At 60.4% G+C, this 21,941-nt stretch carries 20 protein-coding genes; 6 read left to right on the forward strand and 14 right to left on the reverse strand.

The features are described from left to right. Positions 1-10: 10 nt before the first annotated feature. From IHQ71_RS22160 to IHQ71_RS22175, 4 genes are all read right to left on the reverse strand, one after another. Positions 11-1,063, reverse strand: coding sequence for a sugar phosphate isomerase/epimerase (locus IHQ71_RS22160; protein ID WP_258158587.1), 1,053 nt, complete (start codon positions 1,061-1,063; stop codon positions 11-13). Between the two features lie 142 nt (positions 1,064-1,205). Further along, on the reverse strand, positions 1,206-2,150 hold the full coding sequence (locus IHQ71_RS22165) for a substrate-binding domain-containing protein (protein ID WP_258158588.1): 945 nt from the start codon (positions 2,148-2,150) through the stop codon (positions 1,206-1,208). Between the two features lie 71 nt (positions 2,151-2,221). Then, a complete protein-coding gene (locus IHQ71_RS22170; protein ID WP_258158589.1) occupies positions 2,222-3,232 on the reverse strand; it encodes an ABC transporter permease in 1,011 nt (336 codons plus the stop codon). A 64-nt stretch (positions 3,233-3,296) separates the two neighbouring features. Next, a complete protein-coding gene (locus tag IHQ71_RS22175; protein WP_258158590.1) occupies positions 3,297-4,823 on the reverse strand; it encodes a sugar ABC transporter ATP-binding protein in 1,527 nt (508 codons plus the stop codon). A gap of 182 nt (positions 4,824-5,005) precedes the next feature. Here IHQ71_RS22175 and IHQ71_RS22180 point away from each other — a divergent pair, with 182 nt between their 5' ends. Beyond that, positions 5,006-6,037, forward strand: a complete 1,032-nt coding sequence (locus IHQ71_RS22180; RefSeq protein ID WP_258158591.1) for a LacI family DNA-binding transcriptional regulator — start codon at positions 5,006-5,008, stop codon at positions 6,035-6,037. Between the two features lie 42 nt (positions 6,038-6,079). Here IHQ71_RS22180 and xylA read toward each other — a convergent pair whose 3' ends face one another. The 7 genes from xylA to IHQ71_RS22215 form a co-directional block, all read right to left on the reverse strand. After that, positions 6,080-7,387 (reverse strand): xylose isomerase, encoded by a 1,308-nt coding sequence (xylA, locus tag IHQ71_RS22185; protein ID WP_258158592.1) that lies wholly within the window; start codon positions 7,385-7,387, stop codon positions 6,080-6,082. Positions 7,388-7,407: 20 nt separating this feature from the next. Further along, positions 7,408-8,868 (reverse strand): xylulokinase, encoded by a 1,461-nt coding sequence (gene xylB, locus IHQ71_RS22190; protein WP_258158593.1) that lies wholly within the window; start codon positions 8,866-8,868, stop codon positions 7,408-7,410. A gap of 18 nt (positions 8,869-8,886) precedes the next feature. Next, the gene (locus IHQ71_RS22195; protein WP_258158594.1) at positions 8,887-9,915 is read right to left on the reverse strand and encodes a LacI family DNA-binding transcriptional regulator; all 1,029 of its coding nucleotides are present in this window, start codon (positions 9,913-9,915) and stop codon (positions 8,887-8,889) included. A 221-nt stretch (positions 9,916-10,136) separates the two neighbouring features. Next, entirely contained in the window at positions 10,137-10,646 is a 510-nt protein-coding gene (locus IHQ71_RS22200) for a DUF1993 family protein (RefSeq protein ID WP_258158595.1), read from the reverse strand. A 74-nt stretch (positions 10,647-10,720) separates the two neighbouring features. Next, a complete protein-coding gene (locus tag IHQ71_RS22205; protein WP_374989900.1) occupies positions 10,721-11,785 on the reverse strand; it encodes a nickel/cobalt transporter in 1,065 nt (354 codons plus the stop codon). Between the two features lie 35 nt (positions 11,786-11,820). Next, complete coding sequence (locus IHQ71_RS22210; RefSeq protein WP_258162914.1) at positions 11,821-12,462, reverse strand: DUF1007 family protein; 642 nt, start codon at positions 12,460-12,462, stop codon at positions 11,821-11,823. A 70-nt stretch (positions 12,463-12,532) separates the two neighbouring features. Next, positions 12,533-13,456: a LysR family transcriptional regulator gene (locus IHQ71_RS22215; protein WP_258158596.1), complete on the reverse strand. Its 924-nt coding sequence runs from the start codon at positions 13,454-13,456 to the stop codon at positions 12,533-12,535. Between the two features lie 585 nt (positions 13,457-14,041). Between IHQ71_RS22215 and odc2 the strand changes: the two genes are divergently transcribed. From odc2 to IHQ71_RS22230, 3 genes are all read left to right on the forward strand, one after another. Further along, positions 14,042-15,172 carry an ornithine/lysine decarboxylase gene (odc2, locus tag IHQ71_RS22220; RefSeq protein ID WP_258158597.1) on the forward strand — a complete coding sequence of 377 codons (1,131 nt, stop codon included), beginning with the start codon at positions 14,042-14,044 and terminating at the stop codon, positions 15,170-15,172. Positions 15,173-15,259: 87 nt separating this feature from the next. Continuing rightward, positions 15,260-15,859, forward strand: a complete 600-nt coding sequence (locus IHQ71_RS22225) for a GNAT family N-acetyltransferase (protein ID WP_258158598.1) — start codon at positions 15,260-15,262, stop codon at positions 15,857-15,859. A 96-nt stretch (positions 15,860-15,955) separates the two neighbouring features. Further along, on the forward strand, positions 15,956-17,254 hold the full coding sequence (locus IHQ71_RS22230; RefSeq protein ID WP_258158599.1) for a hypothetical protein: 1,299 nt from the start codon (positions 15,956-15,958) through the stop codon (positions 17,252-17,254). Here IHQ71_RS22230 and IHQ71_RS22235 read toward each other — a convergent pair whose 3' ends face one another. Together IHQ71_RS22235 and IHQ71_RS22240 are read right to left on the reverse strand one after the other, a co-directional pair. Continuing rightward, positions 17,255-17,551 carry a DUF982 domain-containing protein gene (locus IHQ71_RS22235; RefSeq protein WP_258158600.1) on the reverse strand — a complete coding sequence of 99 codons (297 nt, stop codon included), beginning with the start codon at positions 17,549-17,551 and terminating at the stop codon, positions 17,255-17,257. A gap of 185 nt (positions 17,552-17,736) precedes the next feature. After that, positions 17,737-18,552, reverse strand: a complete 816-nt coding sequence (locus IHQ71_RS22240; RefSeq protein WP_258158601.1) for a MerR family transcriptional regulator — start codon at positions 18,550-18,552, stop codon at positions 17,737-17,739. Between the two features lie 143 nt (positions 18,553-18,695). Here IHQ71_RS22240 and IHQ71_RS22245 point away from each other — a divergent pair, with 143 nt between their 5' ends. Both IHQ71_RS22245 and IHQ71_RS22250 read left to right on the forward strand, forming a co-directional pair. Beyond that, positions 18,696-19,976: a 4-aminobutyrate--2-oxoglutarate transaminase gene (locus tag IHQ71_RS22245; protein ID WP_258158602.1), complete on the forward strand. Its 1,281-nt coding sequence runs from the start codon at positions 18,696-18,698 to the stop codon at positions 19,974-19,976. A 3-nt stretch (positions 19,977-19,979) separates the two neighbouring features. Beyond that, entirely contained in the window at positions 19,980-21,458 is a 1,479-nt protein-coding gene (locus tag IHQ71_RS22250; RefSeq protein WP_258158603.1) for an NAD-dependent succinate-semialdehyde dehydrogenase, read from the forward strand. On the opposite strand, the gene IHQ71_RS32080 is transcribed toward IHQ71_RS22250, so the two are convergent. Next, positions 21,459-21,887, reverse strand: a complete 429-nt coding sequence (locus IHQ71_RS32080) for an Imm8 family immunity protein (protein WP_374989901.1) — start codon at positions 21,885-21,887, stop codon at positions 21,459-21,461. Positions 21,888-21,941 lie beyond the last annotated feature (54 nt).

The following is a 21,941-nucleotide window of genomic DNA, read 5'->3' on the forward strand; positions in this document are numbered from 1 at the left end:
CGATCCTCTCTCAGATTCCGAGCAAGCGGCGGTTTGCCGCGTCGTCCGTGCCGCCAGCGGCGAAATCGTCGAACGCCTTCTCGGTGACGCGGATAATGTGATGCTTGACGAATTCCGCGCCTTCGCGGGCGCCATCCTCGGGATGCTTGAGCGCGCATTCCCATTCGACCACGGCCCAGCCGTCGAAATCGTTGGCGGTCATCTTCGAGAACACTGCGCCGAAATCGACCTGGCCATCGCCGAGCGAACGGAAGCGGCCGGCGCGGTTGACCCAGCTCTGGTAGCCGCCATAGACGCCCTGCCGGCCGGTCGGGTTGAACTCGGCATCCTTGACGTGGAACATCTTGATCCGGTCTTTGTAGATGTCGATGTTGTCGAGGTAATCCAGGCACTGCAGCACATAGTGCGAGGGATCGTAGAGCATGTTGGCGCGGGTATGGTTGCCGGTGCGCTCGAGGAACATCTCATAGGTGATGCCGTCATGCAGGTCTTCGCCCGGATGGATCTCGTAGCAAACGTCGATGCCATTGGCATCGGCATGATCGAGGATCGGCTTCCAGCGCTTGGCGAGTTCGTCAAAGGCGGCTTCGACAAGACCGGCGGGGCGCTGTGGCCAGGGATAAATGTACGGCCATGCCAGAGCACCGGAGAAGGTCGCCATCGCATTGAGGCCGAGATGCTTGGAGGCAGTCAGCGCCAGCTTCACCTGATCGACGGCCCAAGCCTCGCGCGCTTTTGGATTGCCGCGCACTTCAGGCGCCGCGAAGCCATCGAAGGGTTCGTCATAGGCGGGGTGCACGGCCACGAGCTGGCCCTGAAGATGGGTGGAAAGCTCGGTGATCTCGATGCCGTTTTCGCGCGCGACACCGGCGAATTCGTCGCAATAGTCCTTGGAGGCTGCAGCCTTCTTGAGGTCGATCAGCCTGCCGTCCCAGGAGGGAACCTGCACGCCCTTGTAGCCGATATCGGCCGCCCATTTGGTGATGGATTTCCAGGAATTGAACGGCGCAGCGTCGCCCGCGAACTGCGCCAAAAACAGGGCTGGGCCCTTGATCGTCTTCATTAGCTTCCTCCCTAGATGCTTCTGCAACGTTGCCGAAAACGTTTTAATCAAAAATCCCCTGGCCATACAACCGGCCAAGCGGGGCCAAACATAAAATCTGCCCGGCGAACCGGGCAGATCGCTTCACTTTCAGACTATCCGATCAGAACGGCGAATCGGGGAAGTAATAGTTCTTCGCGTTTTCCTTGGTGATCAGGGTCGCATCCAGCGTGTAGGTACCGTGAACCGGAACCTGGTTGAAGATCGCGGCGGCGGTCAGTTCCATCGCGGTGCCGACCATTGCCGGCGGATAGAGAACGTCGACCGGGATCATCTTGTCGCCGTCCATGACGCGCTTGACCATGTCCTTGGAGCCTGCGCCTGCGACGACATACTGGATGTCGGTACGGCCGGCCTGTTCGATCGCCTGCAGCACGCCGACAGCCATGTCGTCATCCTGGCACCAGACCACGTCGATCTTGGGATATTTGGTCAGGTAGTCCTGCATCACCTTGAAGGCATCGTCGCGGTTCCAGTTGCCGAACTGGCGGTCGAGAACCTTGACGTTGGAGCCTTCGATGCCTTTGTCGAAGCCGTCCTGGCGCTGCTGGTCGATCGGGATCGGCATACCGCGGATCACGACGACCTGTGCGTCGGGCGTGGTGGCCTTGATATATTCACCGGCGGTCTGGCCGAGAGCCGGGTTGTTGCCGGCGACGTAGAGGTCACGCACGGAATTGTCCATGACGGATGGTGCGCGGTCGACGATCGTCACGAACGTGCCGGCCGCCTTGACTTCCTTGATCGCGTTGACGAGCGGATCCGGATCGGTCGGCAGGATCACGAGCGCATCGAGGCCCTGGACCGCAAGATCCTGGATCGCGTTGGCCTGGCTTGCCGGATCCGGCGACGTCTTCACGATGACGTTGGCGTTCGGATATTCCTTGCGGATCTGCTCGGCGACGCGTTCGGCATGGTAGACGACGCCTGCCGTCCAGCCATGGTCGGCTGCCGGGATCGACACGCCGATGGTCTTCTTTTCCTGGGCCACAGCAGTGCTGGCCAGAGCGGCGGCGATGAAAGCCACCCCTATGATCTTCTTCAACATTTCTCACTCCCTGGTGCATTCCGGACCCTTGGCTTCGACAAGCCGGGCGGCCCGGTAACCCGGCCTTTTACTTACGATTTTCGTGTCAGCGTGCGCTGGACGAGCATCGCAATGATGATGATCGAGCCCTGGATGGTACCGATCAGATATTCGCTGATGAAGTTGGAGAGCAGCATGATATTGCCCACCAGTTCGAGAATGAAGGCGCCGCAGATCGTGCCCCAGACACGGCCGGCGCCACCCTTGAGCGCCGTGCCGCCGACCACGACAGCGGTGATTGCCTGCAATTCCCACAGGATGCCCGTCGTCGCCGAGGTCGAGCCGAGACGCGGCACGTAAAGCAGCACGGCGATGGCGACGCAGAGGCCCTGGATGACGAAAGCAATGGTACGAACGCGATCGACATGGATGCCGGAATAGCGTGCGACATCGCGGTTGGAGCCCACCGCCACGACATGGCGGCCATAGCGGGTGCGATAGAGGACGAAGGCCGCAACCGCGGTGACCGCGATGATGATGACGATCGGGACCGGCACGCCAAGGATCGAGCCGAAATATGCCGGGCGGTAAAGCGCCTGCAATTCCGGCTCGCGCAGCGTGATGGCACCGCCCTGCGACAACCATGTGGTCAGGCCGCGATAGATGCCCATCGTGCCGAGCGTGGCGATGAAGGGCTCGATCTTCCCGAGCGTGGTGATCAGGCCATTGGCGAGGCCGCAGGCGCCGCCGATCAGCACCGTCAGCAAGCCTGATGTCAGCAGCATCAGCATCGGATCGGCAATAACGCCCGAATTCATGAACAGGATCATCAGGCTGGCGACGAAGGCCACCATCGAACCGACCGACAGATCGAGGTCACCCGACGAAATCACGAAAGTGGCGCCCACTGCGATGATGGCGATAAAGGCGCTGCGGGTCGCGACATTGGCGAGGTTGGTGATGCCGATGAAATTCGGATTGACGATCGCGCCCAGGATGAGCAGCAATATCAGCGCGGCAAAGGGCGCGATCGCCCTGAGATCGACATCACGCCAGGACCGGCGCGGTCTCTCCAATGCCTTGCTTTCTTCGTTTGCACTCATAGCCAAAACAACCTCCGTCCCGTTGCCCGATCAGGGCTCCCCGGTATTTTCCTCGACTGCCGCGTCAGGCAGCCTGCTTTTTCTTCAGGCCCGCCGCGTAGCGCATGATCTCCTGTTCGGAAATCTCGTCGCCTTCGAGCACGCCGACGATGCGGCCCTCGCGCATGACGGCGATCCGAGTGCAGAGCCCGATCACCTCGGGCATCTCGGACGAGACGACGATGATCGATCGCCCCTCGCGCGCTAAGGCCGAGATGAAATGATAGATCTGCTGCTTGGTGCCGACATCGATGCCGCGCGTCGGCTCGTCGATGATGATGATCTGCGGCTCGGTTTCCATGACCTTGGCGAGGAGCAGCTTCTGCTGGTTGCCGCCGGACATACGGCCGGCCACGACGCCGGCATCGCGCACCCTTATATCGAAGCGGCGCTTGGCGCGCGCCATAGCGGCTATCTCGCTCGACGGATCGAGATAGCCATGGCGGGAATGCTGGCCGAGTGATTGCAGTGTCAGATTGGCGATGAGGCCGGAATTCAAGAGCAGGCCCTTGGCCTTGCGATCCTTGGTCATGTAACCGAGACCGGCGCGATTGGCGGCATGAAGGTCATCGGCAACAAGCACTTCATTGTGGACTCGGACTTCTCCAGACGCGCGCGGGCGCAGGCCGACGACAGCTTCCATGAGCTCCGTACGGCCGGACCCGATCAGGCCCGAGAAGCCGATGATCTCGCCCCGGCGCACTTCGAAGCTGGCATCCTTGACGAAGCCGGTCGAGACATGGTGCACCGAAAGCACGACCTTCTCGTCGACATCAGGCTCATGCTTGGCGGGGTAGAGGCTGGACAATTCGCGTCCGACCATCAGCTGGGCGATCGCCTCACCATCGAGAATGGCGGTCGGCGAGGTCTTCACCCACTGGCCGTCTCGCAGCACGGTGACGCGGTCGGTCAGTTCCATGACCTCGTCGATCTTGTGGGAGACGAAAACGAAACTGGTGCCCTTGTCGCGCAGCTTGCGCACTTGGTCGAACAGGATGCGCGTCTCATCACGCGACAATACCGCCGTCGGCTCGTCCATGAACACGACGCGCGCATCGCGGCTTATCGCCTTGGCGATCTCAACCATCTGTTTGTCGGCGACGGCGAGCGAGCTGATCAGCGCATTCTCATCGACACGCGAACCGAGCTGGTCGAGTACCGCCCTCGTCTCGGCCTGCATGCGCTTGCGATCAAGCACGCCGAAGCGGGTGATCTCGCGGCCGAGAAAAAGGCTCTCGGTGACGGTCAGGTGTTCGGCGAGGTTGAATTCCTGGTGGATGATGACGATGCCGAGCGCCTCGGCGGCGCCATTGGCTGGCAGCTTGATCGGCTTGCCGTCGAGAAGGATCTCGCCGGAACTCGGCTGCTCGAAACCTGAAAGGATCTTGACGAGGGTGGATTTGCCGGCGCCGTTCTCGCCCATCAACGCATGGACTTCGCCCTTCTTGAGGTCGAAATTGACGCTGAAAAGAACCTGCACGCCACTGAAGGATTTGCTGATCCGCTTCGCGGACAACACAGTGTCGCTGTTGCCGGATTGCCCCGCTTCCATCGTCTTCCTCCCTGCGGTTCATTGACCGCTTGGGCTGATCATGTAAACCTTTACATCAATCATGTAAAGGTTTACATTTGGAGTTATCACGGATTTTTTGGCACCGAGCTTTGACCTCGGAACAAGTCTGTGTAGTGTCGCGGCGAAGACCAGCCCCTGGCCGAATCCCAAGGCAGAACTCATTGTCGAATTCCGCACCCGCAACGATTGAAGACGTCGCTCGCATCGCAGAGGTGTCGATCGCAACGGTCTCGCGGGCAATCCACAATCCGGAGAAAGTGGCCACTTCGACGCGGCTCAAGGTCAACCAGGCGATCGCGATCACCGGCTATACGACCAACGCCATGGCGCGCAGCCTGCGCCTCGGCCGGTCGAACATGATTCTCGTCGTGGCGCCCGATATCGGCGACCCGAATTTCTCCAATATCCTTGTAGGCCTGGAAAACGAGGCCCGCTCGCATGGCTACGGTATCCTGATCGGCCATACGCAAAATGACGCGCAGCGCGGCCTCGAATATCTGAAATTCCTGAATTCCAACCAGGCAGCCGGATTGATCCTGTTCACCGGCATCCTGCCTTTCGGCCATCAGTCGATGACCGCGCGCCTGCCGCCGAGCGTCGGCGTCTTCGAGCCCGTCTTCAACGGCGGCATTCCCTATGTCGGCGTCGATGACATCCTGGGCGCCCGCAAGGCCGTGGACCTGCTGATCGCCGAGGGCCACACCAAGATCGCCTTCATCGGCGATTCCCGCACGCGCCTCGCCTATGGCCGGCGGCGGATGGGATATGAGGCGGGCCTCGATGCGGCGGGCATTTCGCCAGACCTGCGCATCGTGCTGGAAGGCGATGGCACGATCGAAAGCGGCCGGCTCGCGGTCGAACAGCTTTTCGTCCGCGACACGCTGCCGACCGCCTTCATGTGCGTCAACGACCAGACGGCGATCGGCGTGATGCTGGGCCTTTTCGCCCGCGGCTATGACATTCCACGTGATTTCTCGGTGACCGGGTTCGACGACGTGCCGCAGGCCATGTTCATGCAACCGTCGCTGACAACCATCCGCCAGCCGCGCACCGCGATCGGCAAGCATGCCATGGCGCTGCTGCTCGACCTGCTCGGCGATGGCGAACCGCCGGAATCGGAGATCCTGCTGATGCCGGATCTCGTCGTTCGGAATTCCGTCTCCGCGCCGTCGCGGCAATGGATGAAACGGTAGGAATTGAATACGGCGGCGCCTCGCGGCGCCGCCGGCGGATCATCAAACGTAGCGATTGACGATGTTTTCCAGCAGTTCCTGGCGGCCCGAAACCGGCTTCGGATTGATATCCTTTGCCTCGACCATCGCCGTGATGCTTTCGAGCGACGCCGACTTGTCCAGCAAAGCCTTGCCCTCTGGCTTGTCCCAGCCGGCATAGCGCTCGGCGAGCGGGCCGGACAGCGCCTTGTCCTCGATCATCTTCGCGGCGGCCTTGAGGCCACGGGCGCAGCAATCGATACCACCGATATGGCCGATCAGCAGGTCGTCTGGCTCGATCGACTGGCGGCGCAGCTTGGAGTCGAAATTGGTGCCGCCGGTGGTGAAGCCGCCGCCGTCAAGCACGTGATAATAGGCGAGCGCCATTTCAGGTACATTGTTGGGGAACTGGTCGGTATCCCAGCCCGATTGATAGTCGTTGCGGTTCATGTCGATCGAACCGAGGATGCCGTGGGCATTGGCGAGCGCCAGTTCATGCTCGAACGTATGGCCGGCGAGGATCGCGTGGCCCTGCTCGATATTGAGCTTCACTTCGTTTTCGAGACCGTACTTCTTGAGGAAGCCATAGACGGTGGCGACGTCGTAGTCGTACTGATGCTTGGAGGGCTCCTGCGGCTTCGGCTCGATCAGGATCGTGCCCTTGAAGCCGATCTTGTGCTTGTATTCGACCACCATGTTGAGGAAGCGACCGGCCTGGTCCATCTCGCGTCCGAGGTCGGTGTTGAGCAACGTCTCATAGCCTTCGCGGCCACCCCAAAGCACGTAGTTCTCGCCGCCGAGCTTCTGGGTCGCGTCGATGCAGGTCTTCACTGTCGCCGCGGCGAAGGCGAAGACTTCCGGATCCGGATTGGTCGCGGCGCCCGACATGTAGCGACGGTTGGAGAACATGTTGGCCGTGCCCCAGAGCAGCTTGACGCCGGTGGCCGCCTGCTTCTCGGCGAAGTAGTCGACGATCTCGTTGAGGTTTTTGGTGTTCTCAGCGAAGTTCCTGCCTTCCGGGCGTACATCGGCGTCATGGAAGCAGTAATAGGGCGTGCCGAGCAGCGAGAAGAATTCGAAAGCGACGTCGGCCTTGAGCTTGGCGGCCCTTATCGAGTCCTCGAACCACGGGCGCTCGAACGTGTTGCCGCCGAACGGGTCGGTGCCCGGCCAGACGAAAGTGTGCCAATAGGCAACCGCGAAACGAAGGTGATCCTCCATGCGCTTGCCCATCACCACTTCGTCCTTGTCGTAGTGACGGAATGCGAGCGGGCTCGTCGAATTGGGGTCGTATTTGATCTTCTCGATATTGCCGAAAAAGCCGGTGGACATTGGGAGTCTCCTTCCTAGAATTATGCTGTTTGATCAAGTGCCGAAATGGCGGGATAGGTCTTGCGGTAGCTGATATAGGCCTCCTCGTAGGCCGAGGTGAGCGCCGATGCCGGTTCGATGGTTTCATCAGTTGCAGGCGGCGTGCAGACCTGCACGGGGTCCGCGCCCGTCGCGGCGATCAGGCCGAGGCGTGCCGCGCCGAAGGCAGCACCGAAATCGCCGTCCTGCGGGATTTCGACCGGCACGCCGAGCGATGTGGCGATCGACTTCAGCCAGTATTTCGACCGCGAGCCGCCGCCGATGGCGGTGACGCGGGAAATGCTGGTGCCGGCGCTTTTCAAGGCCTCGAGATTGTCGCGGATGGCGAAGGTCACGCCTTCCAACACCGCTTGCGTCAACACCACACGCGAGGATTCATGGCCGAGGCCGGTGAACACGCCGCGGATTTTCGCGTCATTATGCGGCGTGCGTTCGCCCGAGAGATAGGGCAGGAAGGTGACCGATGTCGGCGCCTTGAGTTCGTCGCCGAGTTCCGAGGTGAGTTCGGCTGCGGACTTGCCCGCAATGCCGGAATACCAGTTCAGCGCATCGGTGGCCGAGAGGATCACGCCCATCTGGTGCCATGTATTGGGCAGTGCGTGGCAGAAGGCGTGAACGGCGCTTTCGGGCTTCGGCAGATATTTTGCGTTAGCGGCAAACAGCACGCCCGATGTGCCGAGCGAGACGAAGGCATGGCCCTCGCCCACGGTGCCCATGCCGCAGGCCGAGGCAGCATTGTCGCCGGCGCCGCCGGCGATCACGACATCCGAACCCATGCCCCATTTGGAGGCCAGTTCGCCGCGTAGCGTGCCGGCCTTGTCGGTGCCTTCGACCAAGCGCGGCATCTGGCTTTCATCCAGACCCGTGGCGGCCAGAAGTTCGGAAGACCATTTGCGCTTGCCCGTATCGAGCCAGCTGGTGCCGGCGGAATCCGACATTTCCGAAATATGCTCGCCGGATAGCCAGAGCCGAAGATAATCCTTCGGCAGCAGCACCTTGCGGACCTTGGCGAAAATCTCCGGCTCGTTGTTCTTCACCCAGGCTAGCTTCGGCGCGGTGAAGCCCGGAAACACGATATTGCCGGTGAGCGCGCGGAAGCGCGGATCGGCATCGAGCGCGGCGGCTTCCCTGAAGCTACGGGTGTCGTTCCACAGGATGCAGGGGCGCAGGACACTGTCGGCGCCATCGAGCAGCGTCGCGCCATGCATCTGGCCTGAAAGCCCGATGCCTTTCACGGCTGCAAGCTCTTTCGGATGCGACTTCTTCAGCTCTGCAATCGCTTCTTCTGTCGCGCGAATCCAGTCGGCCGGCGCCTGTTCGGACCAGCCGGAATGCGGCCGTGACACATCGAGCGAACCATGGCCTGAACCGATGATCTTCTGATCGCCATCCATCAGCATGGCCTTGACGCCTGACGTACCGAGATCGAGCCCCAGATACATGTTAACCTCCCTCGCCGTTCACGGCAGATTGTCTTTCAGGAATATGTCGATGCGGATGCGCTCCTGCGCCTCGATGACCGTGAGGCCATCGGCCTTGGCCTTGAGGACTCGGATTGCGCTACGCACCTCGTGGCCGGCATCCTGGTTGAGCACTGCCTCGATCAAATCGGATTGCAGCGCCGCGCGCGTGTGCGGCGTGAGTTCGTGAGCGATCACCTGCGGCTTGGCTGCGGTAGGGCCGAGTTCCTTCAGTGCCCGGATGAGGCCGCGATTGCCCGCGCCGAGACTGTAGATGCCGGCGAGTTGTTTCTCGCGATGGAGAAGATCGGACACCAGCCCGTAAACAGCATCCGGATCGTCCTGGCCTTCCATGACGGGCAGGATTTCGAGATTAGCATTGAGTTCGGAAAGCCGCTTGCGGAAGCCTTCCAGACGGTCGCGATGGTCGCCGACCAGCATCGAGCCCGCGACAACCGCCACCTTGCCCGCTTTGCCAGCCAGGAACCGGCCCATCAGGCTGCCTGCGGTGCGGCCGGCGGCGATATTGTCGATGCCGGAGAAATGGTCGCGATCGGAGGCCGGCAAGTCCGACACGAGCGTGACAATCGCCACGCCGAGTTCCTTGAGACGATGAAGCGCATCATGGACGACGGGGGAATCAACCGCCACGACAGCGATACCGGCGGGCGGATCGCTTGCCATGGCATCGAGCGCATTGGCCAGAGCCACCCCATCGAAGCGCGGCACCTCGACGATATCGATCCGGGTGCGCTCCTGGCCAGAACGTGCAATCGCCTGCTCGACCTCGGATTTGACGCCAGCCATGAAGGAATTGTCGCCGACCGGCAGCACGAAGGCGAGAGGATAGGTGCGGCCCTTGGCGAGATTGGCGGCGGCCATGTCGCGCACGAAGCCGATGCGCCCGATCGCCTCCTCGACGCGGCTCCGCGTCCGTGCGCTAACGCCCGGCCGCCGGTTCAGAACCCGGTCGACGGTGGCAAGGCTGACGCCCGCCGCTTCGGCAATGTCATGGACTGTCGGCCGCATCGGTTCCTCCGGGCGGCACTCTTACAGGAGAAATTGAGGTACGTAAATCAGAAATTTGGCGACGTGAATGATTCACCGCGTCAGTCGCAACCGATCGTCATCCTCGGGCTTGTCCCGAGGATCTGGTCACGCCCAATAAGAATGCTTCGTCAGTGGGTTACGGGACCGACACCAGATCCTCGGGACAAGCCCGAGGATGACGTTGGCGGTAAAGGGCAACCTTAGGCGCTTGCGCCCATATAGAGCGACTTGCCCAGAGGCAGGCCGTTGTGGCGCAGGATGGCATAGGCCGTGGTGACGTGGAAATAGAAATTCGGCAAGGCATAACCGATCAGATAGCCCTCACCGGTGAAGTGCCGCGCGCCGGTGCGGAACTTGATCTCGACATCGGCATTCTCGCGGCCTTCCATCTTGTCGGCGGAGACGGCGTTGATGAGTTCGATCGTCTTGTCGATGCGCGCATGAAGCTCGGCGAAGGTCTTTTCGGTATCGGCGAGCGAGGGGTTTTCCAGCCCGGCCGTACGATAGAAGGCGCCCTTGGCATGGTCCGAGGAAAGCTGGACCTGGCCCGTCAGGCTCGCCATATCCGGAAACAGGCGGGCATTGAGGAAGACCGAAGGATCGACCTTGCGTTCGGTACAGAAGGCTTCGGCCTGGCTGAGCGCGGACTTGAGGCCGGCAAAGCGCGGCAGGATGGAAAGCGTAGCGACGGAATGAAGCGAAACGGCCATGGAAATCTCCCTGAGTTGGCCGCCCCTATGTACGCAGCCGTACCGCCGATTACAGCATACCTCCGAAATAAAGTTCAGGCCTGCAGCGACGCCATCAGGAAGGTGAAACCGAACAGAGTGACGCAGATGGCGCCGAGGATTTCGATAGCATTCGCGAGACGTACGCGGCCCGAACCCGAGTCGAGGAATTTCAGCGCGAAGTCCTTGGCCGTGACCGAGAGCGTCGCAAGGGCCGACACCGTGATCGCGGTGCCCAGCGACATTGTGAGCACCGAAAGCAGACCGCCGAGATAAAGTCCGTTGAGGAAGGAGAAGGTCAGCACGAAGATTGCACCCGTGCAGGGACGCAGGCCGACCGCGACGATGGCGCTCCAGGCATCCATAAGCGAGAATTTTTCGCCAGCCACGAGATCGGGTGTTGGCGCATGGCTGTGGCCGCAGACCTCGCAGACCTCCCCGGAATGCGCATGGAAATGCTGCGCGTGGCCATGATCGTGCGCGTGATGATGCAGATGGTCGTGATGGGAATGATGATGGTCATGGTGATCGTGATGACTGCCGCCGGCCAACGCCAGTTCCGGCCCGGCGAAATTCAGCACCGGACGGCGCAGCATGCCCCGCGTCTTGCGATAGAGAAGATAGAGGCCGAACGCCATGATCGCGGCGAAAGACAGCACTTCCAGCCATTTGGCGGCATCGGTCATGGTGAACGTCGTGCCGCGCAGAATGAGGAAGCCGGCGCCGGTGACGAGGACCGCGGTCGCGCCCTGCAGGAAGGCCGACATGAACGAGATCAGCACGCCGCGCTTCAGTTCGGTTTCGTTGGCGATCATATAGGAGGAGATCACCGCCTTGCCGTGGCCGGGGCCGGCTGCGTGGAAAACGCCATACAGGAACGAGACGCCAACCAGCCACCAGAGCTGCCAGACATCGGTACGCATGGCCTTCAGTGAGGCAGTTAGCGCCCGGTAGAATTCCTGCTGCCGTGCGTTGATGAAGGTCAGCACGTGCTGAAGCCACGGCATATAGGCCATCACGAACGCCGAAGGCTGCGCGCCGGGTTCGGTGTTGCCGAGCCCCAGCGAGGATTGTGCATGGGCGAGCGTGGCGGTGGCAAACAGAGCGACAATCATGATCATCAGAGGGGGGTGAATTCCACGCTGCAATGAAACCATCATTTGCACGTCACCTCCATCCGGGTGGCAAAGAGCTTCGTCATGTCAGTGCCCGTCGGGTCGGTGAAGAAGGCATCGGTCAGCGTCGATTTGTTCTCGGCGATCACCGTATCCGCGTCGGGCCGCACAATGGCATGGGTGCAGGCCTTGAAATCTCCCATCAGCACCAGGTCACCATCTGTCGGGAAGTCAATTGAGGCGTAAAGTGTGGGATCGTAGACGCCGAAGGTCAGCTTGCCCTTCAGCGGCATCGGTGCCGCAGGCTTGACAGCGAAGAACATCAGGATCTGGCCATCCTTGTAATCGACATTGATCACGTCGGGCTTGGCGACGCCGACAAGTTTTCCGTCAACCGTGAGTGAGGTGTAATAGTTGAACTCCTGCAGCGAGGCGAGGACGGTCTTGCCGATCTCCTCGAGTTCCGGCGGGTCGAGCACCAGATTGGTGTTCTTGTCAAAGTCCATCAACACGCTCGAGGAAAACACCTCGTCGAAGCGCCAGATATTGTGGAGTTCGGCGATATGGCCGTCGCTGCCGGCTACGACTTCCAGCCGCGCATCCGCAAACACATGTGGATGGGCCTTCGCCGCCATCGGCAATGCCGCCAATATGGCTGCGAGCGGCAGAAATTTCTTCAGCATGTCGTGACGATCCCTGAAATCCTGCCCGCGCAGATTTACCATGAATGAGTCGAAATTCCGAACGGTGCCGTCAATCTATCCGGGCTGCGACACTGTTGCCCACGCCGTTCTTCTTGAACCAGCCATAGAGGAAATCGACGAAGCGCCGCACTTTTGCCGGCAGATAGCGCCGGTGCGGATAGATAGCGTAGATGCCGCCGCCCTTGGGGATGAATTCGTCGAGAATGGTGACGAGCTCGCCGCATTCCGTTTTAGGCTTGGCGACGAAATCCGGGATCATCGCGACGCCTAGCCCCGCGATCGCGGCGCGAGTGGACGCGATCGGCGAATTGACCTCGATCGGCCCGGACACCGTTACCGCCTGGCTCAGGCCTTCAGCCGTCTCGAAGCGCCAGTTGTTATAGTAGCGGCTGTTGGTATCGACGATACAGGGCACATTGGCGAGATCTGCGGGCACATCGATCGGACCGTATTTTTCCAGCACCGCCGGCGAGACGAAGCAAAATTGCCCGAAATCGCAGAGCTTGCGGGCGATCATGCCGGAATCCTCGAGCTTGGTGATGCGGATCGCCGCATCGAAACCCTCCTCGATCAGATCGACGAAGCGATCCTCGGCAATGATCTCCAGCGTGATATCGGGATGTTCGATGGAGAAATCGATGAGCGATCGGCCGATATCGGCATCGACGAAGCTGCGCGGCACCGAAACCTTGATCCGGCCCTTCAGGTCGGTGGCCCCTTCGCGCACCAGATCGGCGAGATTGTCGATCTCCTTCAGGATATCCGATGCGGTGCGATAGTAAGTGTGGCCGGCTTCGGTGAGCGAAAACTGCCGCGTGGTACGATTGAGCAGCAGCGCGCCGAGCTCGTCCTCAAGCTCTTTGACATATTTTGAGAGCAGCGCCTTGGAGCGCCCCATCTTGCGCGCGGCGGCCGAATAACCCTCGGCATCCACCACGTCTATGAAGGCGCGCATCCGTGTCAGCGTGTCCATGAAAACCCGATCATAAAAAATTCGTTAAAAGCCTCGCGACGCCAGTGTTTTAGCACGGGAAATTTTTTTGGGCAGTGGGCAAAAAAAATCTTGATTATGACGACGAATATCCCTATCTCACGGCTAGCCCAAAGTCGCACGTGCCCGTGGGTGTCCGCCGGTCCTCTAAGTGGTGAGGAAATCGGTATGGTACCTGGAACTAACCGCTCCAGTCGCAAACCCGGCCTTCCGGATAATGCGAGGACATTCGAAGCAACGACGGTGCGGGCCTTTCTGGTGTCTCCCGGCTTTCCATCAGCCGGGGCTACTGAAGAGGCACACCTTCTTTGCCGGAAGTGCGGTTGGGACATCCCTCCAATCCAAGGCATAATCTGAACTCCCGCCATTTCGTGGCGTTGGTTCAAAAAGCCGCGTGATGGCTTTCACGTTTTGGCGCCGGGGTCTCCACCGGCTGGCGCCGGAACGCAATGTCGTCACCCAGTTTTGCTCTCCGGTTTAGCCGGGGTTTTGCCAATTGGCTAGCGATCACGCCGTTTGAACCCGGCTGACGCAACGCCCGAGATTTGACTTTGGAAGGGTAATGCCATGACACAGCGCATCCGTGACTTTCTCGCCACCCGACGTCCCGACGGTCCGTGCCTCGTGGTCGATCTCGATGCCGTCAAGGACAATTTCAAGGCGTTCCGTCATGCCCTGCCCGACAGCATGATCTATTATGCCGTCAAGGCAAACCCGGCTCCTGAAGTCCTCAGGCTCCTCGCCTCCATGGGTTCCAACTTCGATTGCGCCTCCGTGGCTGAAATCGAAATGGCGCTCGATGCCGGCGCGACACCTGCCCGCATCTCCTTCGGCAACACGATCAAGAAGGAGCGCGATGTCGCTCGTGCGCATGCACTCGGCATCAACCTCTTCGCCGTCGATAGCCATGAGGAAGTCGAGAAGATCGCCCGTGCCGCTCCCGGCGCCCGCGTGTTCTGCCGCGTGCTCACCGATGGCGAAGGCGCCGAGTGGCCGTTGTCGCGCAAGTTCGGCTGCGTGCCGCAGATGGCCGTCGATGTGCTCGTCTATGCCCATCAGCTCGGCCTGAACTCCTATGGCGTCTCGTTCCATGTCGGTTCGCAGATGACCAAGGTCGATGCCTGGGATTCGGCGCTGTCGGATGCCAAGCGCGTGTTCGTGTCGCTTGCCAAGCAGGGCATCGAACTGAAGATGGTCAATATGGGCGGCGGTTTCCCGACCAAGTACCTCAAGGACATCCCGTCCTCCGAGGCCTATGGCCGCGCGATCTTCGCCTCGCTCAAGAAGCACTTCGGCAACAACATTCCGGAGACCATCATCGAGCCAGGCCGCGGCATGGTCGGCAATGCCGGCGTGATCAAGTCGGAAGTCGTTCTGATCTCGAAGAAGTCGGACAACGACGCCCATCGCTGGGTGTTTCTCGACATCGGCAAGTTCGGCGGCCTCGCCGAGACCATGGACGAAGCGATCCGTTATCCGATCCGCACGGAGCGCGACGGCGACGAGATGGAACCCGTCGTGCTCGCTGGCCCGACCTGCGACTCGGCCGACGTGCTCTACGAGAAGAACATGTATCCGCTGCCGATCACATTGACGATCGGCGACGAGGTTCTGATCGAGGGCACGGGCGCGTACACGACGACCTACTCGGCGGTCGCCTTCAATGGCTTCGAGCCGTTGAAGTCCTACGTCATCTGATACTGCCAGCCCCGTAACCAGCCGGGGCGGCACTTCACAATTCCTTAGCATCACCGTGAGACTCGGTATTGGGTACGGGAGGCCAAGATGGCCGCTGTTCTTGATTCTGTCCGTGCGCTCTTCGCGCCAAAAAATGAAAATGCCTTCGCGATCGACCGCGAAAACCCCGGCGACGTGGTGGCCCGCGAGCGCCTGCTCGACACCGCCATGGGTCCGAACCGCCGCCGGAAATCTTCCGAGGCGATCCGCCGTGGCCGCATTCCGGCCGAAGGGCTGGCGCTCGTCGCCCGCGATACGTCTGGTCATGTGATCGGCACCGTGCGCCTGTGGGATATCCAGGCCGGCGTAACCCCCGGCGGTCGTGCCGTTCCCGCGCTTCTGCTCGGCCCGCTGGCGGTCGACGCGGCGCATGAGGGCAAGGGTGTCGGTGCTGCATTGATGCGTGCGGCAATCCTTGAAGCCACCAAACGCGGCCATGGCGCCATTCTGCTCGTCGGCGACGCGCCCTATTACGAGCGCTTCGGCTTTTCCCATGAGAAGACCGCAACGTTGATGATGCCCGGCCCGTTCGAACGGCACCGCTTCCTCAGCCTCGAGCTCAAGGATCGCTGGCTGGAAGGCGCTGCCGGAATTATTGTGCCAACTGGCCGGAAGCTGGCAGATGTGTCTGCCAGAAACGCGGCCTGAGCGACTGCCGCCCCCTCCATCCTGTCTGTCCAAATCGACTATTGACGTCCCGGCCAGTCGCCCTTTAGTTGTGCGCATGGAAAGCAAGGGGAACTCATGAAATATACAATCGATGACAGTGACAGCATCAAAGGCTTCGACATTTTTGACTCGAAGTCCAGATGGACGCTGGCGGCAGAGGCTCAGCTGACGTCGGACGATGACGTTGTGTTGCTGGAGTCGCGCCGCTATGAAAGGAACAGGATCGATATCGACGGAGCCATCCTTGCGGATGCCGACCAGGTCGCCATCCGCTCCTCGGGATTCGATAATTGGATAATGGCAGGAACGGAATCCACGATAACAGGCTCGGTCGAGATTCTCGGCGCAAGAACGACGTTCATCAACAGCGGCGAAGCAAGTGCCGATGAGTCTTTCTTGCTCCTCGCTGGCAGAGGCTCGCACTTCTATAATGGCGGCACGGTATCTGCAGCCCAACATGTTGTCGAACTACGCGGCTTTGACACCGAGTTCGGAAACGAGGGTGGCGACATCGTATCCCTGAGCGGCACTGCGGTGTTCGGCGACAATTCCGTAAATGTCTACAATCGCTCGGGCGGGACAATAACTGCGTTTGAAAACGCTGTCGAACTGAGAACGGGCAAAGACGAGCGGAGCAGATTTGAAAACTCTGGGTCTGTAACCGCTGGTGAATTTGCCTTTCTTGGTGGCGCGGGAAGAGATTCTTGTTTTAATTTCGGCACCATGACCGGAGATGTCATGCTCGGCAGCGGCAATGATGTTTTTTCCGTATGGAGTGGTCGGAGCCTGGAAGGCACCGTTTATGGTGGCAGCGGCAATGACACGCTACGCGTCGTCAACGACTGGCTCAGAACGGGTGGCACGCCACCGCCCGAATACCTGCCGACTTTTGAAGCCAGCCAGTTTGTAGAGAAGCCCAATGGCGGAATTGACACTGTCGTTACCTTTTACGATTGGACGCTCGGCGAAGGCTTCGAGAACCTCACTCTAAAATGGGACTATAACTCGGAAGCGACAGGAAATGCGTTAAACAACATCATCATCGGCAACGATGGCAATAATCGCATCAACGGCGAAACAGGTAGTGACCAACTGACTGGCGGCGAAGGTCGCGATACATTCGTTTTTTCCGATGGGTTCGGCGTCGATCGAATACTGGATTTCCGTCAGGACATGTGGGTCGAAGAGGGTGAGGACGTGATCGATCTATCCGGAATGGCCGGCCTCGCCAACTACGAAGAATTGATCGCCAATCATGTGCGTGAAACCCGTCTTGGCGTCGTTATTTTTTCCGGCGATGACGAATTGTCGATCGTGGATATGGAGATCTCGGGACTCGATCCGTCCCAATTCATATTCGCCGATCCGGAGTGATTATCGTGCCAACTGGCCGGAAGCTGGCAGACGTGTCGGCCAGAAAGGCGGCATAGCGCCATCCAGATCGGGAAGCGGCGCGGCGGGCGCGAACGCTATGCTCTCTTCCTCGAATATGGCGTCGCACACTGCAGCGATTTCGGTCTCGAACCGGTCCTTGACCTCGAACGGAATCGCCGCCTCCGTGGCGGCGGCCATGAACGACGACTGGGCGGCTTCCTGTGACGCGCTGCCCTTGAGCGCCGCCGAACAGCTCAGTACAGCCTGACGATAGCCCGTGCCCTGCTTGCGGGCCATTTGCCGAGGAGAATCCGGGCAGCATCCTTCACGTCCCGGACCGGAAGCGCCTGCGGGTTCGGGTCCTTCAATTGCAGAACGATGATCTTGTCCCAGTCTTCCATGCCGTCACCTGTCTGTGGCCTGCATGAGAGCTACGAAGTCTGGCTTGCCCGAAGTTTGTCTGCTCGATAGAAACGAAAGATTCAAAATGTCGGCGGCGTGTTGATCCAGATCAGCACCGTCTCGCCTTCATGCGTATTGCGCCAGGAATGCGGCCGCCGGCTTTCGAAATAGAAGGAATCGCCTTCCCGGAGTTCGAAGAACTGGTCGCCGTCAAGGATGATCTCGATCCGGCCCGCCAGCACATGCATGAATTCCTCGCCATCATGACGGTAGGCACCTTCGCTCGAGGCGCCCGGCGCGAGCTGGAAACGATGACACTCCATCTGGCGCCGGCCCGTCGTCAGATTCTGGACGGTGACGCCGGATGACGTCGGTGGCCAGGCGGTCCACTCGGCATTGCGCACGAGAGATTCTCTTGCGCTGCTTTCGCCCTGGCCAGTAAGCGCCGCCATCGTCGTCCCGTAGAAATCGGCGAGATCGTGCAGTGCCTTGACCGATAAACCTTGCGACGTGCGCTCGAAGGTCGACAGTAGCGAAACCGTGATGCCGGTCCTGTCCGCCACCTTTTCCAGCGTGCAGCCCATGTCGCGCCTGAGATGACGAAGACGGGCCCCGATTGTCTTCTCGGCCCCGTCGGACTTCGCGTCCATCATGGCAGGCATCGGGCCTTCCACTGAAAGACCTTCGCGAATCGCTGCGGGATTGAGCCCCTTGTCCGTCCTCAGCCAGCTGATCCGCTTGAGCCGTTCGACGTGGAAGGGTTCATAAAGACGTTGCCCGGATGCGGTACGAACAGGCTCGACGAGCCCCTGGCTCTCCCACAGCCGCAAGGTCGATGGCGATACTCCCGCCATGCGGGCGGCCTCGGCGATCTTGTAGCGGACCTGGTCATCCATAGCGAATTCGCGGCCTTGAATTTTCTTCCGGCCATATTGCAACTCTACAGAAAAAATGCAAAGAATATTTTCGAGGCCGCTGGAGGAGCGCTCTTCGCTCCAGCAGGCAGATCATCCGTCACACTCATTTTCAGGGGACTTCCATGTTGAATTCTGACATCGCGGCCCGCCGTACCGACGCGATCTCGCGCGGCGTCGGCGTCACCACCCAGGTCTATGCCGAACGGGCCGAGAATGCCGAACTCTGGGATGTCGAAGGCCGCCGCTATATCGATTTCGCGGCCGGCATCGCGGTCGTCAACACCGGCCACCGCCACCCGAAGGTGATCGCGGCGGTAAAAGACCAACTCGATCGCTTCACCCATACCTGCCATCAGGTCGTGCCCTACGAGAACTACGTGACGCTGGCCGAACGCCTAAACAAGGCTGTGCCGGGCAATTTCGCCAAGAAGACGATCTTCGTCACCACCGGCGCGGAAGCAGTCGAAAATGCCGTCAAGATCGCGCGCGCCGCGACCAACCGCTCCGCCATCATCGCCTTTACCGGCGCCTTCCATGGGCGCACCTTCATGGGCATGACGCTGACCGGCAAGGTCGTGCCCTATAAAACCGGCTTCGGCGCGATGATGCCGGATGTCTTCCACGTGCCCTTCCCCATCGAAATGCATGGCCAGACGATCGAAGACTCGCTTGCCGTTCTCGACAAGCTGTTCAAGGCCGATGTCGATCCGGCCCGCGTCGCAGCCTTCATCGTCGAGCCTGTGCAGGGCGAAGGCGGCTTCTATGAAGTGCCGCGCGCCTTCATGACCAAGCTGCGCGAAATCGCCGACAAGCATGGCATCCTGCTGATCGCCGATGAAGTGCAGACCGGCTTTGCCCGTACCGGCAAGCTGTTTGCCATGGAGCACTACGGCGTCGTTGCTGACATCACCACCATGGCCAAGGGCCTCGGCGGCGGCTTTCCGATCGCAGCGGTGACCGGCCGTGCCGAGATCATGGATGCGCCCGGCCCCGGCGGCCTCGGCGGCACCTATGGCGGCAACCCGATCGGCATCGCGGCGGGCAACGCCGTGCTCGATGTCATCGAGGAAGAAGGCCTCAACGAACGCGCCGAGTCGCTCGGCAATCGGCTGAAGCAGCGCCTGCATTCGCTGATTTCAGAAGTACCGCAGATCGCCGATATCCGGGGACCCGGCTTCATGAACGCAGTGGAATTCAACGTTCCGGGAACCAAGACGCCGAATGCCGACTTCACCAACAAGGTGCGCCAGAAGGCGCTCGACAAGGGCCTGATCCTGCTCACCTGCGGCATCCACGGCAATGTCATCCGTTTCCTGTCGCCGATCACCATTCAGGACAATGTCTTCGCCGAGGCGATGGATATTCTGGAAGACACACTGCGCGAATGCGCCAAAGAGGCCTGATCCATGACGATATCAGATGCACTGCTTTCCAAGCTGAAGGATCCTTCGCTCGCCATCGACAAGGCGCTTGTCGCCGGCGAATGGGTCGCAAAGAGCGATAGCGGCAAGACCTTCAACGTGACCAATCCGGCCAACGGCGACGTGATCGCCGTTCTGCCCGACATGAACCGCGCCGAGGCAAGCCGCGCCATCGACGCCGCCTACAAGGCGCAGAAGGAATGGGCCAAGAAGACCGGCAAGGAGCGCGCCGCCGTTCTCCGCAAGCTCTATGACCTCATGGTCGCCAATGCCGACGACCTCGCGACGATCCTGACCATGGAAATGGGCAAGCCACTGGCGGAGGCCAAGGGCGAAGTGCTCTACGGCGCATCGTATGTCGAATGGTTCGGCGAGGAAGCCAAGCGCGTTTATGGAGACACCATTCCCGGCCACCAGCCGGACAAACGGATCATCGTCATCAAGCAGCCGGTCGGCGTCGTCGCGGCGATCACGCCGTGGAATTTCCCCAACGCCATGCTGGCCCGCAAGTTCGCACCGGCCGTCGCCGCCGGCTGCGCGATGATCTCGAAGCCTGCCGCAGAGACCCCGCTTTCGGCGCTGTCGCTGGCGCTACTCGCCGAGCGTGCCGGCCTGCCAGCCGGTGTGTTCAACGTCGTGCTCTCGAAGGACTCGCCGTCGATCGGCAAGGAATTCACCGAGAACGACAAGGTGCGCAAGCTCACCTTCACCGGCTCGACCAATGTCGGCAAGATCCTGATGCGCCAGGGCGCCGACCAGATCATGAAGCTCGGCCTCGAACTCGGCGGCAATGCGCCCTTCATCGTCTTCGATGATGCCGATCTCGACGCGGCGGTCGAAGGCGCGATGGTCTCCAAGTATCGCAACAACGGCCAGACCTGCGTCTGCGCCAACCGGCTCTATGTGCAGTCCGGCGTCTATGAGGCCTTCGCCAAGAAGCTGGCCGACAAGGTCGGTGCGATGAAGGTCGGCGACGGCTTCGAAGCCGGCGTCAATGCCGGACCGCTGATCACCCAGGCTGCCGTCGACAAGGTCGAGGAGCACATTGCCGATGCTGTCGGAAAAGGCGCTAAGGTCGCAGTTGGCGGCAAGCCGGATGCGAGGGGCGGCCTGTTCTTCCAGCCGACGATCCTGACCGGCGTCACCCCCGAAATGCTGGTGGCCCGTGAAGAGACCTTCGGCCCCGTCGCACCACTCTTCAAGTTCGACACCGAGGAACAGGTGATCGAGATGGCCAACAATACCGAGTTCGGTCTCGCCTCCTATTTCTACTCGAAGGACCTCTCCAAGGTGTTCCGGGTGGCAGAGGCGCTGGAATACGGCATGGTCGGCATCAATACCGGCCTGATCTCCACCGAAGTCGCCCCCTTCGGCGGCATCAAGCAATCCGGCCAGGGCCGTGAAGGCTCGAAATACGGGATTGAGGACTATATCGAGATCAAATATTTGTGCCTGAGTGTGTAGTTATCCGCATCTAGTCTGACGAGAGCCGTGGGGGCAACTCTGCGGCTCTTTTGCATGTGAGGGCCGACGACGCAGCCAATACAATAAGTCAAAGCGTTTTTGCAATTCACCGAAGCTCTCGTCCCATGTTCCCCGCTCACACTTAGCTATCAAATGAAGAATCTCGGCCTTCGCATCCGGCCAGTGAAATTCGTCAACATATATAATTGGAGCATGCGAAGTTTCCGGACGCCTACGAAGATCATTGGTTATGACATGCAAGCTGAATATTTCGCGGCTTGTATCCCAGTCCGCCCAGCCAACGCATATTTCTACCAGAAGAGACACATGTCGTGGATCTTCGGCACGCCAGTCTTCCAATCTGTCATCGATATGAAGGCAATCGAAGTAGTGGACCGAGAGATTGACCGGCTTGAGATACGATTTCATTCTTACAGAATAGATAAACCCTCGCAGATGTAAATCTGCGAGGGTTTATCAACA

The sequence above is a fragment of the Rhizobium sp. TH2 genome, assembly GCF_024707525.1.
GTDB lineage: Bacteria > Pseudomonadota > Alphaproteobacteria > Rhizobiales > Rhizobiaceae > Rhizobium_E.

Excerpts from the sequence above, each read along its gene's own strand:
- IHQ71_RS22160 (WP_258158587.1), bottom strand. The coding sequence starts at position 1,063 with ATGAAGACGATCAAGGGCCCAGCCCTGTTTTTGGCGCAGTTCGCGGGC.
- IHQ71_RS22165 (WP_258158588.1), bottom strand. The coding sequence starts at position 2,150 with ATGTTGAAGAAGATCATAGGGGTGGCTTTCATCGCCGCCGCTCTGGCC.
- IHQ71_RS22170 (WP_258158589.1), bottom strand. The coding sequence starts at position 3,232 with ATGAGTGCAAACGAAGAAAGCAAGGCATTGGAGAGACCGCGCCGGTCC.
- IHQ71_RS22175 (WP_258158590.1), bottom strand. The coding sequence starts at position 4,823 with ATGGAAGCGGGGCAATCCGGCAACAGCGACACTGTGTTGTCCGCGAAG.
- xylA (WP_258158592.1), bottom strand. The coding sequence starts at position 7,387 with ATGTCCACCGGCTTTTTCGGCAATATCGAGAAGATCAAATACGACCCC.
- xylB (WP_258158593.1), bottom strand. The coding sequence starts at position 8,868 with ATGTATCTGGGGCTCGATCTCGGTACGTCAGGCGTCAAGGCCATGCTG.
- IHQ71_RS22195 (WP_258158594.1), bottom strand. The coding sequence starts at position 9,915 with ATGCGGCCGACAGTCCATGACATTGCCGAAGCGGCGGGCGTCAGCCTT.
- IHQ71_RS22200 (WP_258158595.1), bottom strand. The coding sequence starts at position 10,646 with ATGGCCGTTTCGCTTCATTCCGTCGCTACGCTTTCCATCCTGCCGCGC.
- IHQ71_RS22205 (WP_374989900.1), bottom strand. The coding sequence starts at position 11,785 with ATGATCATGATTGTCGCTCTGTTTGCCACCGCCACGCTCGCCCATGCA.
- IHQ71_RS22210 (WP_258162914.1), bottom strand. The coding sequence starts at position 12,462 with ATGCTGAAGAAATTTCTGCCGCTCGCAGCCATATTGGCGGCATTGCCG.
- IHQ71_RS22215 (WP_258158596.1), bottom strand. The coding sequence starts at position 13,456 with ATGGACACGCTGACACGGATGCGCGCCTTCATAGACGTGGTGGATGCC.
- odc2 (WP_258158597.1), top strand. The coding sequence starts at position 14,042 with ATGACACAGCGCATCCGTGACTTTCTCGCCACCCGACGTCCCGACGGT.
- IHQ71_RS22225 (WP_258158598.1), top strand. The coding sequence starts at position 15,260 with ATGGCCGCTGTTCTTGATTCTGTCCGTGCGCTCTTCGCGCCAAAAAAT.
- IHQ71_RS22230 (WP_258158599.1), top strand. The coding sequence starts at position 15,956 with ATGAAATATACAATCGATGACAGTGACAGCATCAAAGGCTTCGACATT.
- IHQ71_RS22235 (WP_258158600.1), bottom strand. The coding sequence starts at position 17,551 with ATGGCCCGCAAGCAGGGCACGGGCTATCGTCAGGCTGTACTGAGCTGT.
- IHQ71_RS22240 (WP_258158601.1), bottom strand. The coding sequence starts at position 18,552 with ATGGATGACCAGGTCCGCTACAAGATCGCCGAGGCCGCCCGCATGGCG.
- IHQ71_RS22245 (WP_258158602.1), top strand. The coding sequence starts at position 18,696 with ATGTTGAATTCTGACATCGCGGCCCGCCGTACCGACGCGATCTCGCGC.
- IHQ71_RS22250 (WP_258158603.1), top strand. The coding sequence starts at position 19,980 with ATGACGATATCAGATGCACTGCTTTCCAAGCTGAAGGATCCTTCGCTC.
- IHQ71_RS32080 (WP_374989901.1), bottom strand. The coding sequence starts at position 21,887 with ATGAAATCGTATCTCAAGCCGGTCAATCTCTCGGTCCACTACTTCGAT.